13 protein-coding genes are annotated in these 11,953 nt (G+C 71.9%); 8 read left to right on the top strand and 5 right to left on the bottom strand.

Going from position 1 to position 11,953, the window contains the following annotated elements:
• Positions 1-1,119, top strand: coding sequence for an acetamidase/formamidase family protein (locus tag AB0K05_RS11375; protein ID WP_364228564.1), 1,119 nt, complete (start codon positions 1-3; stop codon positions 1,117-1,119).
• 156 nt (positions 1,120-1,275) lie between these two features.
• Here the strand turns inward: AB0K05_RS11375 and AB0K05_RS11370 are convergent, their stop codons facing one another.
• The gene (locus AB0K05_RS11370; protein WP_364228562.1) at positions 1,276-1,443 is read right to left on the bottom strand and encodes an antitoxin; all 168 of its coding nucleotides are present in this window, start codon (positions 1,441-1,443) and stop codon (positions 1,276-1,278) included.
• Positions 1,444-1,573: 130 nt separating this feature from the next.
• Between AB0K05_RS11370 and AB0K05_RS11365 the strand changes: the two genes are divergently transcribed.
• Together AB0K05_RS11365 and AB0K05_RS11360 are read left to right on the top strand one after the other, a co-directional pair.
• The gene (locus AB0K05_RS11365) at positions 1,574-2,638 is read left to right on the top strand and encodes a cellulose binding domain-containing protein (RefSeq protein WP_364228560.1); all 1,065 of its coding nucleotides are present in this window, start codon (positions 1,574-1,576) and stop codon (positions 2,636-2,638) included.
• Positions 2,639-2,782: 144 nt separating this feature from the next.
• Entirely contained in the window at positions 2,783-3,250 is a 468-nt protein-coding gene (locus AB0K05_RS11360) for a hypothetical protein (protein ID WP_364228558.1), read from the top strand.
• Positions 3,251-3,456: 206 nt separating this feature from the next.
• Here the strand turns inward: AB0K05_RS11360 and AB0K05_RS11355 are convergent, their stop codons facing one another.
• The 3 genes from AB0K05_RS11355 to AB0K05_RS11345 are packed head-to-tail and all read right to left on the bottom strand — an operon-like array spanning position 3,457 to position 6,956.
• On the bottom strand, positions 3,457-4,557 hold the full coding sequence (locus tag AB0K05_RS11355; RefSeq protein WP_148033286.1) for a 5-methyltetrahydropteroyltriglutamate--homocysteine S-methyltransferase: 1,101 nt from the start codon (positions 4,555-4,557) through the stop codon (positions 3,457-3,459).
• 6 nt (positions 4,558-4,563) lie between these two features.
• Positions 4,564-6,081 (bottom strand): long-chain fatty acid--CoA ligase, encoded by a 1,518-nt coding sequence (locus AB0K05_RS11350; protein WP_364228556.1) that lies wholly within the window; start codon positions 6,079-6,081, stop codon positions 4,564-4,566.
• Positions 6,082-6,131: 50 nt separating this feature from the next.
• Positions 6,132-6,956: a PaaX family transcriptional regulator C-terminal domain-containing protein gene (locus AB0K05_RS11345; protein ID WP_261808743.1), complete on the bottom strand. Its 825-nt coding sequence runs from the start codon at positions 6,954-6,956 to the stop codon at positions 6,132-6,134.
• Between the two features lie 86 nt (positions 6,957-7,042).
• On the opposite strand from AB0K05_RS11345, the gene AB0K05_RS11340 reads away from it, so the two are divergent.
• From AB0K05_RS11340 to AB0K05_RS11320, 5 genes are read left to right on the top strand one after another with little or no spacing between them, the layout of a single operon-like run.
• Positions 7,043-8,254 carry an ABC transporter substrate-binding protein gene (locus AB0K05_RS11340; protein WP_364228553.1) on the top strand — a complete coding sequence of 404 codons (1,212 nt, stop codon included), beginning with the start codon at positions 7,043-7,045 and terminating at the stop codon, positions 8,252-8,254.
• Positions 8,255-8,257: 3 nt separating this feature from the next.
• A complete protein-coding gene (locus tag AB0K05_RS11335) occupies positions 8,258-9,013 on the top strand; it encodes an ABC transporter ATP-binding protein (RefSeq protein WP_148033289.1) in 756 nt (251 codons plus the stop codon).
• A complete protein-coding gene (locus tag AB0K05_RS11330; RefSeq protein WP_364228551.1) occupies positions 9,010-9,729 on the top strand; it encodes an ABC transporter ATP-binding protein in 720 nt (239 codons plus the stop codon). The genes AB0K05_RS11335 and AB0K05_RS11330 overlap by 4 nt, the downstream gene beginning before the upstream one ends.
• Positions 9,726-10,586, top strand: a complete 861-nt coding sequence (locus tag AB0K05_RS11325) for a branched-chain amino acid ABC transporter permease (RefSeq protein WP_148033291.1) — start codon at positions 9,726-9,728, stop codon at positions 10,584-10,586. The genes AB0K05_RS11330 and AB0K05_RS11325 overlap by 4 nt, the downstream gene beginning before the upstream one ends.
• Positions 10,583-11,578, top strand: coding sequence for a branched-chain amino acid ABC transporter permease (locus tag AB0K05_RS11320; RefSeq protein WP_364228548.1), 996 nt, complete (start codon positions 10,583-10,585; stop codon positions 11,576-11,578). Before AB0K05_RS11325 ends, AB0K05_RS11320 begins: the two co-directional genes overlap by 4 nt.
• On the opposite strand, the gene AB0K05_RS11315 is transcribed toward AB0K05_RS11320, so the two are convergent.
• The gene (locus AB0K05_RS11315; protein ID WP_148033292.1) at positions 11,575-11,949 is read right to left on the bottom strand and encodes a YchJ family metal-binding protein; all 375 of its coding nucleotides are present in this window, start codon (positions 11,947-11,949) and stop codon (positions 11,575-11,577) included. The two genes, AB0K05_RS11320 and AB0K05_RS11315, sit on opposite strands and share 4 nt — an antisense overlap.
• Positions 11,950-11,953: the final 4 nt, after the last annotated feature.

Raw genomic sequence — 11,953 nt, 5'->3', positions numbered from 1 at the left:
ATGGCCGTCCACGAGATCCGCATCGACCCGAACCGCACCCTCGCCGAGGAGCCGGCCACCGGCCACAACCGGTGGCATCCCGACATCCCGCCCATCCTGCGCGTCCAGCCGGGCGACGAGGTCGTCATGGAGACCCGCGACGCCTTCGACGGCCAGATGGGCCCCGGCGCCACCCTGAAGACCGTCGGCTCCCCCGACCTCGACGTCGTCCACCCGCTCACCGGCCCCGTCTACATCGACGGCGCCCAGCCGGGCGACCTGCTGGAGATCGAGATCCTGGAGGTCGTGCCCGACACCTACGGCTACACGGTGCAGGTGCCCGGCTTCGGCTTCCTCCGCGACCTGTTCCCCGACCCGTACATCGTGCGCTGGCACCTGTCGGACGGCTGGGCGTACTCCCCCGGCCTGCCGGGCGTCCGCATCCCCGCCGCGCCCTTCATGGGCACCATCGGCCTGTCCCCCGGTCACCAGAGCCTCGCCAGGACCACCGCCCGCGAGCAGGCGTCGATGGAGCGCGGCGGCTTCGTCCTCCCGCCGTCGGCCGACGGCGCCGTGCCCCGCGACCCGGCCATCGCCACCCGCGCCCTGCGCACCATCCCGCCCCGCGAGCAGGCGGGCAACGTCGACATCAAGCAGCTCGGCGCGGGCAGCCGCCTCTACATCCCGGTGGACACACCCGGCGCCCTCTTCTCCGCCGGCGACGCCCACTTCGCCCAGGGCGACAGCGAGACCTGCGGCACCGCCATCGAGATGCGCGCCACCCTGCGCGTCCGCTTCACCGTCCACACCGGCGAGGCCGCGGCCAAGGGCATCCGCGGGCCCCGGTTCGCCCGCTCGGACTACTGGGTCGCGGCCCCCTTCGCCGCCCCGCGCTCCTTCTACGCCACCACCGGCATGTCGGTCAGCCGGGACGGCGAGGTGGCCGCCGAAGACCTCACCCTGGCGGCACGCAACGCCCTCCTGGAGATGATCGACCACCTCGGGGAACGGGGATTCGACAGGCAGCAGGCGTACGCGATCTGCAGCGTGGCGGTGGACCTGCGGGTCAGCCAGCTCGTGGACGTGCCCAGCTTCCTGGTGTCGGCGCTGCTGCCGGAGGACATCTTCTCGAGTCGGTGATCTCCGCGCTCGACGGCGGCGAGGAAGCGCCGTCCGCCTTGTAGGCATACAGGTAAGACCGTGACAGTGCTCACCGGCTCTCCTCGCCGTGACGGCCCGTTCCCGGGGTCCGGACGGGCCGGAACCCACCTGGAATGGGCGGGTCCCGGAGGGTCGTCAGCCCTGCTGCTGGTCGGGCTGGTCCTCGCCCTCGCCCTTGCCGCCGCCGTAGCGGCGCTGCGCGGCGTCCACGCCCTTGCCTATCTGCTCGTCGTACTTGCCGCCGGTCTTCTCGCTGGCGGCCTGCTCGCCGCGCTCGAGGATCTCGTCGGCCGGCCTCCCCACCGGCGCGGATCCTGAAAGTTACAGCGCTTGCCCGCCCATCCGCGCAGGTCACGCCCTTGCGGCGGCCGGCCGCCTTTCCGGGGCGGATCGGGCTCCTTACGATCTGCGGAGGCGACGACGGGAGCGGGCGATGGCGAGGGCGCGGGTCATCCTGGTGGCGGTGCTGGCGTTGGTGGCGGCGATGCTCGTGGCCGCGAACGGGACCGCGGCGGGCGCGGCCGCGACCCGGATCATGCCTCTCGGCGACTCGATCACCGGCTCCCCCGGCTGCTGGCGTGCGCTGCTGTGGAACCGGCTGCAGGACACCGGTTACCAGGACGTCGACTTCGTCGGCACCCTCCCTCCGCAGGGCTGCTCGGTCGCGTACGACGGCGACAACGAGGGGCACGGCGGCGCGCTCGTCACCAACGTGGCCCGCCAGAACCAGCTGCCGGGCTGGCTGGCGGCCACCAGGCCGGACGTCGTGCTGATGCACTTCGGCACGAACGACGTGTGGAGCAACGTCGCGCCCGCCAGCATCCTCGGCGCGTTCACCACGCTGGTGGGTCAGATGCGGGCGAGCAACCCGGCGATGAGGATCCTGGTCGCGCAGATCATCCCGATGAACCCGAGCACCTGCGGCGAGTGCGCGCAGCGGGTCGTGGCCTTCAACGACGCCATCCCGGCCTGGGCCGCGGGCATCTCCACCGCGCAGTCTCCGGTGGTGGTGGTCGACCAGTGGACGGGGTTCAGCACGAGCACCGACACCTACGACGGGGTGCACCCGAACGCGGCGGGCGACCGCAAGATCGCCGACCGGTGGTACCCGGCGCTGGTGGACGTCCTGTCCGGCCCGCAGCCGACGGTCACGCCCACTGTTACCCCCACGGTCACCCCCACCGTCACGCCGCCGGGCGGCTGCACCGCCGTGTACCGGAACACGAACCAGTGGCAGGGCGGGTTACAGGGCGAGGTGACGGTCACCAACACGGGCGCCGCCGCGACGAGCGGGTGGCGGGTGTCGTGGACGTTCGCCGACGGGCAGCGCGTCACCCAGATCTGGAACGGCACCCTGGCGGCCTCCGGCGCGAACGTGACCGTGACGCACGTCGGCTGGAACTCCCTCCTCTCCCCCGGCGGGTCGACGAGTTTCGGTTTCCTGGCGTCATGGAACGGCACGAATACCGCGCCCGCCCTTTCATGCTCGACAACCTGACATTTCTCGAAATGTCGCCCAGCATTTCTCGTACAACTTTCAACGTTGCGGAATCGTGACGACCACACTTCGGCGAAACTCGGCTGACCCTCGTCAGATCACGGTGAAACGACCGCTTAAAGGGAAAGCCGAGACACGATTCCGATGCCGAAAAACCGTAAGAATCGAGCGATAAAGGTCTTCACCGCCCTCCTGGCCTCGGTCGGGCTGGTGTATCTGGGCGTCACCGTCCTCGTGCGCGGCACGAACGCGGCCGACGAGGTCTCCGGCGTCATCGGCGGCTTCGTCGTGCTCCTCACCATGCTCGGCCTGCTCAGGGCCAGGGGCGAGCCACCGTCCCGGCGCGGCAAGGCCGCCCGCGGTGCGCGCCCGGAGGCCGTGGCAGGACCTCCGGTCAGCCTCACCAACACCGGCGCCCACGCGCTGATGACCGCGCTCGGCCTCCCGGCCCGCCCCTCGTGCGACCGGCAGTCCGGCGGTCCCGAGTGCGGGCGCCTCGTCAACGCCCGCCCTTTCGCCGCGCCCGCCGAACACGCCGCCGGCCCCTGCGCAGGGAAGGCCGGGCGCCCCGTGGTGGTGGTCGTGCTCAACCGCGCGGAGCCCCGCCTCTGACGGACGCGGGAAGACCGGGCCCCGATGGCGGGGCCCGGTCAGGGAGGGTGCGGGTCAGATCGGCCCATTGCCCGGCGGCGGAGTACCTCAAGAATCAATCACAATAAAAACGGATAAATGAACACCCTCTCGTTCACAGAGAAGATAACGGCGTCCAGCCGTACCCTCATCGAAAAAAGGGCTGACGGGGGCGTCCGGACCGGCCGTCAGCCCCACACCTCCCGGGCGGTCTCCGCGATCAGCGCCAGCTTGGCGAACTGCTGGTCGGAGGTGAGCACGTTGCCCTCCACCGTCGAGGAGAAGCCGCACTGCGGCGAGAGGCAGATCTGGTCGAGGTCGACGAACTTGGCGGCCTCGTCGATGCGGCGCTTGAGGGTGTCCTTCGACTCCAGCTCGCCACGCTTGGTGGTGACGAGCCCGAGGACCACCATCTTGCCCGGCGGCACGAACCGCAGCGGCTCGAAGCCGCCCGAGCGCTCGTCGTCGAACTCCAGGAAGAACCCGTCGACGGCCAGCTCGGAGAAGAGCGCCTCGGCCACGAAGTCGTAGCCCCCGGCGGCGGCCCACGAGGAGCGGAAGTTGCCGCGGCACATGTGGGTGGTGATGGTCATGCCCTCGGGCTTGGCGGCGAGCGCGGCGTTGATCTGCTTGATGTAGCGCAGGTGCATGTGATCGGCGTCGTCACCGCGTCCGGCCAGTTCGGCGCGCTGGGCGGGGTCGTTCAGGTAGGCCAGGCTGGTGTCGTCGAACTGCAGGTAGGTGCAGCCCAGCTCGCCGATGCGGCGCACCTGCTCGGCGTAGGCGGCGCTGAGGTCGGCCCAGAACTCCTCCACGTCCGGGTAGACGTCCGGGTCGATGGCGGCGGGGCCGCCGCGGTAGTGGACCATGCTGGGCGACGGGATGGTCAGCTTGGGCACCGCGGTGGTGACGGTGTCGCGCAGGAACGCGAAGTCTCCGGCGAAGATCGGCTCCTCCAGCCGGATCCTGTCGTGCACGCGCAGGGCGGCGGGGGTGAACTCGATGTCGCCCCGCTCGTTGTGGAAGCGGACCGTGATGTGCTCGTCCGAGGCCTGGCCGATGCCGCCGAGCCGGTAGATGAAGTCCATGTGCCAGGAGGCGCGCCGGAACTCGCCGTCGGTGGCCGACTGCAGGCCGATCTCCTCCTGCCTGCGCACGACCTCGCGGATCGCCTCGTCCTCGATCTCGCGCAGCGCCTCCCCGGACAGGGTCTCCCTGGCTTGGAGCAGCCGCTGGGGTCGCAGCAGGCTGCCGACGTGGTCCGCGCGGAACGGCGGTGAGGTGCGCATGCGGGGTCATCTCCTCGTGTCACGGGGATCGGGCGGGCCGGAGCCGGCCTCGCCGTAGAGGGCTCTGATCCGGGTCTTGAGCAGCTTGCCGGCCGCGTTCCTGGGCAGCTCGGGCACGAACTCCACGTGTTTCGGGATCTTGTAGCGGGCCAGCCGCCCGTACAGATGGGCGATCAGCTCGTCGGCCCGCGCGCCCGCGCCGGGGCGGAGCACGACGAGGGCCTTGCCGACCTCGCCCCACTTGTCGTCGGGGACGCCGATGACGGCGACCTCGGCGACGGCGGGATGGCTGTAAAGGGCGCTCTCCACCTCCGCCGGGTAGACGTTCTCGCCGCCGGAGATGAACATGTCGCCGATCCGGTCGGAGATGCGCACGTACCCGTCCTCGTCGGCCACCCCGACGTCGCCGGAGCGGAACCAGCCGTCGTCCGACAGCACCTCGGCGGTCTCCTCGGGCCGCTGCCAGTAGCCGGGCGTGACGTTCGGGCCCTGCACGTACACCTCGCCCGGGCTGCCGGGCGCGGCGGGAGAGCCGTCGGGGTCGACCAGCTTGACGTCGGAGAAGAAGCACGGGACGCCGGCCGTGCCCGCCTTGGCGATCGACTGCTCGGCGGCCAGGAACAGCGCGCCGGGCGCGGTCTCGGTCATGCCGTAGCCCTGGAGGAACGTGAGCCCGCGGTCCTGGTAGAGGCGGATGAGCGGCTCGGGCACCGGGGCACCGCCGCACAACAGGTGGCGCAGGCTCGTCAGGTCGGCGTGCGGCCAGCGCTCCGACTGGGCGAGGAAGGTGAACATGGCGGGCACGCCGAACATGACCGTGACGCGTTCGGCCTCGACGAGGTCGAAGGTGCGGCCGACGTCGAAGGACGGCTCCAGGACGACCCGGCCGCCCTTGAGCACGGTGGGGACGAGCGTCTGGGCGAGCGCGGCGATGTGGAACATCGGGGCGCTGATCAGCGTCACCTCGTCATGCCGGAAGGGCACGTCCACGAGCAGGTTGAAGGTGTTCCAGATGAGGTTGGCGTGGGTGAGCACGGCGCCCTTGGGCCGCCCGGTGGTGCCCGAGGTGTACATGATCAGGCACATGTCGTCCTGGGCCACGGGCTCGTCGAGCGGCGCGGGGTCGCCCGAGGCCACCAGGTCCTCGTACTCCCCCGCCCCGATGTGCCGTCCGGGCAGCCCGGCACCGTCGTGGCCCTCGCCGAGCAGCAGGATCTCCGCGCCCGCGTCGCGCAGGACGTAGTCCAGCTCGGGCGCGGCCAGGCGGGTGTTGAGCGGCACGAAGACCGCGCCCAGCGCCCCGGCCGCGAAGAACGTCTCGACCAGCGCCGGGTGGTTGGCGCCCAGGTAGGCGATCCGGTCGCCGCGCCGCGCGCCGAGCGCGCGCAGCGCCGACGCGAGCCGGTCCACCCGCGTGGCCAGCTCGCGGTAGGTGCGCCGGTCATCCCGGTACGTGAGAGCCACCCCGTCGGGCGTCATCCGGGTCCTGCGTGCCGGCCACGAGCCCAGCCCCTGATTCCGCATCGCGCTCCTCGACGTTCTCGCCATCAAGTTAGGCCACTATGCAACGGCTGTCACGGTTCTGCCCAACATAGATCAGGAACGGTGTCGAGGAGCTCGTCGGCGATCGCCGTCGCCTCCGGCTTGAACCGCCGGTGCAGCGCGTGGCAGAGCCGCTGGGCCTTCTCGGCGGGCCAGTCGGGCGGCAGGTGGCGCAGCGGCAGCCGGGGGTCGGTCCTGATGATCTGCAGCCACTCGGTGAGCAGCAGCAGCGAGCGGGCCAGGTCGTCGGGCGCGGCCGGCACCGGGTCGGGCCGGTCCCACCGGCGCAGGAACCCCTCGTAGCGCCGGCCCAGCCCCGCCAGGTCGTAGGCGTCGGCCACCAGCGCCTGCATGTCGGTGGGATGCCGGGGCTCGGCGGAGAACACCTTCACGCCGCCCAGGTCGTCGATCAGGCCGGAGGCGTCGACCTCGCCTGGAGCGATCCACAGCCCGTTCTGCAACGGGCCGAACCCGGCCCAGATCAGCCGCGAGCGCAGTTCGTGCCGCTGCCGCTGCCACGACTCCGGCAGCGAGAAGCCGACCAGCGTCCACCGGTCGCCGGCGGCGTCGTTGACCACGCCGGTGTGCCAGATCCGCCGCTCGCCGTCCTTGAGCACCTCGGCGCTGGTCGGGGTGAGCCCGAAGTACATGCGCCGCCCCGCGCGCTGGCGGCGCAGCAGGCCGCGCCGGACCATCCGGGTGAGGGTGGACCGGGTGGCCTCCTCGGAGATGCCGACCCGGCCGAACGCCTCGATGAAGCTGCCGGAGAACACGCAGGAGCGTCGGCCGTACACGTGATCGCCGAGAAAGGTCAGGATCACCGATTGCGGCCGCACGCCGCCGTCCCGTTCCACCACAGCCCGCTCCGCCGCAATGTTAGGCATTGTCTTGACAGCCGTAATGTACCTGCCTACATTCGGGCCACTCCCACCAGGAGGTCCTGATGCGCAAGCTTCTACCGTTCCTGGCAAGTCTCGCCGTGGCGCTCGCCGCGTGCGGCGGCAACGGCGGCGGTGGTGGCGGCGGCGGCGGCGGCGGCTCCGGCGCCCAGGACCCGATCCGGGTCGGCCTCATCGTCTCGCTCACCGGCAACTACACGCCGCTCGGCAGCGAGGACAAGAAGGCGGTCGAGCTGGCCGTCGAGCAGGTCAACGCGCAGGGCGGGCTGCTCGGGCGGCAGGTCGAGCTGGTCGTGCGGGACGACAAGACCGCGCCGGACCAGGGCATCGTGGCCTACAACCAGATCAAGGGCGAGATCGACGCGCTCATCGGCCCGGTGTTCTCCAACTCGGCGCTGGCCATCGAGCCGCTCGCGCAGCGCGAGAAGATGCCCTACCTGTCACTGGCCCCGGCCGTCGAGCAGGTCGAGCCGATCAAGTCGTACATCTTCGTCACGCCCGCGCTGTCGAGCATGTACGCCGAGCGCTACCTGCAGTACATCCAGGCCGAGGGCATCAAGACGATCGCGGTGGCCTGGGACTCCAAGAGCGCCTACTCGGTCTCCGGGCACGAGTCCATGGTCGCGCTGGCGCCGAAGTACGGGGTCACGATCGCGGTGGACGAGCCGTACGAGACCACCACCGCCGACTTCAGCCCGGTGTTCCAGCACGTGCGCGACTCGGAGGCGGAGGCGCTGGTGTTCTGGGGCTCGGGCGCGCCGGGCGTGACCGCGGCCAAGCAGTACGCGGCGTCCGGGCTGAAGACGCCGCTGTTCCTGACCGCGTCGCAGGCCAGCAAGCTGTGGCTGGAGCCGATGGGCGAGGCCGCCGAGGGCATGACGGTGCAGAGCGCGATCGGCGTGGTGGGCGAGCACCTGCCGGACGGCAAGCAGAAGCAGGTCATCGAGCAGATGGCGAAGCCCTACCAGGAGAAGCACGGCTACCCGCCGCCGCAGTTCGCGCAGGACGGCTACAGCGCGAGCCTGCTGCTGTTCGAGGCGATCAGGAAGGCGGGCGGCACCGACAAGGAGAAGGTCCAGCAAGCGCTGGAGACGATGGACCTGATCACCCCGAACGGCCGCTTCCGCTACTCCCCCACCGACCACTCCGGCCTGACGCCCGAGTACATCTCGGTCAACACGGTCCAGGACGGCGCGTTCGTGCCGACCGAGTGGGCGCGGGAGCAGCTGACCAAGACTGTCGCCGGGCTGGGGTAGCGGGTGCTGGCGGTCACCGGGGTGTCGCGCTCCTTCGGCGGCGTCTACGCCGTGCGGGACGTCTCGCTCGCCGTGGCCGAGGGCGAGCTGTGCGCCATCATCGGGCCGAACGGGGCGGGCAAGTCGACGCTGTTCAACCTCGTCACCGGCCATCTGGCGGCCGACCACGGGGAGATCGCCTTCCTCGGGCACCGGGTGGACCGGCTGGCGCCGCACCGGCGGGCCCGGCTCGGCATGTCGATCGTCTTCCAGGGCGCGCGGGTGTTCCGCGGCATGACGGTCCGGGAGAACGTCATGGTCGGCATGCACGGCCGTACCCGGTCGGGGTTCGTGTCGGCGGCGCTGCGGCTGCCCCGCCACCGGCGCGACGAGCGGGAGATCGGCCGCGAGGCGGACGCGGCGCTGGCGCGGGTGGGGCTGGCCGAGTGGGCGGGACGGCCGGCCGACCGGCTGCCGATCGGCCAGCAGCGGGCGCTGCAGCTGGCCCGCGCGCTGTGCGCGCGGCCCCGGCTGCTGCTGCTCGACGAGCCCGCCTCCGGGCTGCGCGGGCACGAGCGGGAGCGGCTGGCCGCGCTGGTGGAGGAGCTGCGCGCGGACGGGCTGACGATCCTGCTCATCGAGCACGACGTGGGGTTCGTGACCCGGCTGGCCGACCGCGTCGTGGTGCTCGACCTGGGGCGGGTCATCGCCGACGGCCCGCCGGCCGAGATCCGCGAGGACCCGCTCGTGCTCGCCGCCTACCTCGGACAGGCCTCATGATCGACGTCACGGACCTGGTGGTCTCGTACGGCACGGCCATCGCGCTCGACCACGTCACGCTCGCGGTGGGCAAGGGCGAGATGGTGGCGCTGCTCGGCCCGAACGGGGCGGGCAAGTCGACGCTGGCCAACACGCTGGCCGGGCTGCTGGCTCCGGCGTCGGGCACGGTTTCTGGCACGGTTTCTGGCACGGTTTCTGGCACGGTTTCTGGCACGGTTTCTGGCACGGTGCGGGTGGAGGGCAGGCTGGCGCTGGTGCCGGAGGGTCGCCAGCTTTTTCCGGATATGTCGGTCGCCGACAACCTGGCGCTGGGCGGCTGGCGTTCCGGGCAGCGCGACCCCTCCCCGGTCTACGAGCTGCTGCCGCGCCTGGCCGAGCTGGCCGGGCGGCGGGCGGGCGTGCTGTCCGGCGGCGAGCAGCAGATGGTGGCCGTCGGGCGGGCGCTGATGTCCCGGCCGCAGGTGCTCGTGGTGGACGAGCTGTCGCTCGGCCTGGCCCCGAACATCACCGCCGACCTGGCCGCCCACCTGGCCACGCTCAACCGGGAGCAGGGGCTGGCGGTGCTGCTCATCGAGCAGAACGCGCGGCTGGCGTTCGAGCTGTGCTCGCGCGCGTACGTGCTCGAATCGGGGCAGGTGCGTGCGGAGGGGGCATGCGCGGAGCTGGCGGACGACCCGCGGGTGGCCAGCGCCTACCTGGGCGGGGCGATCACATGAGCGCGTTCCTGACGTACCTGCTGAACGGGCTGGCCGTGGGGTGCGCGATCGCGCTCATCGCCAGCGGGCTGGTCGCCATCCACCGGGTGACCGGGGTGGTCAACTTCGCGCAGGGCACGTTCGCCGTGGTCGCGGGGCTGTGCACGTCCTCGCTGCTCGGGCTCGGGGTGCCGCACGGGGTGAGCGAGGCGGCGGCGGTCCTGCTGGCCGGCGTGGCCGGGCTGCTGACCGGGCTGGCCGCGATCGGCCGGCCGGGCACCACGCCGCTGTCGTCGCTGATCATCACGCTCGGGGTCGGGGTGCTCGCGTACGCGGTCGAGATCGTGCTCTGGGGCGACCAGCCGCGCTCCGCTCCCGGGCTGGCCGGGTCGGTGACGATCGCCGGGGCCCGGATCCAGACGCAGCACCTGCTCGTCATCGCCGTCACCGCCGCCACGTTCGTGCTGCTCGCGCTCTTCTTCGGACGCACCTACCTGGGCAAGGCGCTGACCGCGTGCGCCTCCAACCCGTACGCGGCCCGCGTGGTCGGCATCGACACCCGGCGGATGGGGCTGCTGGCGTTCGCCCTCGGCGGGCTGCTCGGCGGGCTCGCCGGGGTGCTGATCACGCCGCTACGGCCGATCTCGTTCGACACGGACGTGACGCTGATCGTGAACGCGTTCGCCGCGGCCGTGTTCGGCGCGCTCACCCGCCCGGTCGTCGCGCTCGGCGGGGCGCTGCTGCTGGGGGTGGCCGAGACGATGGCCGCCGGGTACGGGTACGGCTCCCACCAGCTGGAGGTGGCGCTCGGGCTCATGCTCGTGGTCATGATCGTGCAGGCGAGCCGCCGGTCGGCCATCCATGAGGAGGCGGTGTGAAGAGGATCGCCGCCGGAGCCGCGGCAGTACAGATCGCCGCCGCGGCTCTGGCTGTGGCCGTCGCGCTGGGGTTGCCGCTGGTGCTCGACGACAGCGCGCTGGCCGTCTACGTGCTGCTCGGGCTGGCGGCCATCGTGACCGTCGGGGTGTCGCTGCTGATGGGGTTCGCCGGGCAGGTCTCGCTCGGGCAGGGCGCGTTCTACGGCGTCGGCGCGTACACGGCGGCTCTGCTGGCGCTGAACGGGTTCCCGCCGCTGCTGGGGCTGGTGGCCGCGCCGCTGATGGCGGCCGTCTTCGCGGTGCTGATCGGGATGCCGCTGCTGCGGCTGCGCGGCCACCATCTGGCGTTCGCGACGCTGGCGGTGCAGCTCATCCTGCTGTCGCTGGCGGGGCAGCTGGAGTTCACCGGAGGCGACATCGGGCTGCAGGGCATCCCGCAGTTCGGCATCGGGTCGTGGGAGATGGACAGCGCGGCCGCGTACGCCTGGCTGACGTGGGCGGCGCTGGGGCTGGTCATGCTGGTCACGCACCACGTCATCGCCTCGCGGCCCGGACGGGCGCTGCGCGCGCTGGCCACCAGCGAGACGGCCGCCGCCTCCTCCGGCATCCCGGTGGGCCGCTACAAGCTGGTCGTGTTCGCGCTGTCGGCCGCGTTCGCGGGGCTGGCGGGCGGCATCTACTGCTTCTACACCGGATACGTGGCGCCGGGGTCGTTCCCGGTGCTGATCTCGATCCAGTACATCGTCATGGCGGTCGTGGGCGGGCTGGGCACGGTGTGGGGCGCGCTGGCGGGGGCGAGCGCGATCACGCTGCTCGTGCAGGGGCTCGACCGGCTGGCCGCGCTGCCGGGGATGCCGACCTACGCGCCGAGCGTGCTGTCGTACGCGGTGTACGCGCTGGTGCTGATCGGGGTCGTGCTGTTCCTGCCGCAGGGGCTGGTGCCCGCGCTCACCCGCAGGGACCGGCCGGGGCGGCGCGGGCGGGCCTCCTAGAGGGCGCCGGAGTAGACCCAGCGGCCTTCGTGGCGGACGAACCGGCTGTGCTCCTCCATCTCGCCCGGCTTGCCGCGGTGGACGTAGTGGGCGCGGAAGCGGACCGTGCCCTCGGTGTGGACGACGCTGCCGCCGGTGGTCTCCAGGATCTCCAGCCGCACCCAGCGCGTCTTCCGCTCCAGGTCGATGCCGGGCGGGCGGCTCGCCGGGTGCCAGGTGCGCATCAGGTAGGCGGAGTCGCGGACGCTGAACGCGGCGAACCGCGAGCGCATCAGCTGCTCGGCCGTCGCGGCGGCGGCCTCGCCGCGGTGGAACCGGCCGCAGCAGTCGGCGTAGGCGGCGGGCAGGCCGCAGTGGCAGGTGGCGGGCATGACC

Source organism: Nonomuraea sp. NPDC049486 (genome assembly GCF_040676925.1).
In the GTDB taxonomy this organism is placed as follows: Bacteria; Actinomycetota; Actinomycetes; order Streptosporangiales; family Streptosporangiaceae; genus Nonomuraea; species Nonomuraea ferruginea.
This window is presented reverse-complemented; position numbering and strand designations above follow the sequence as displayed.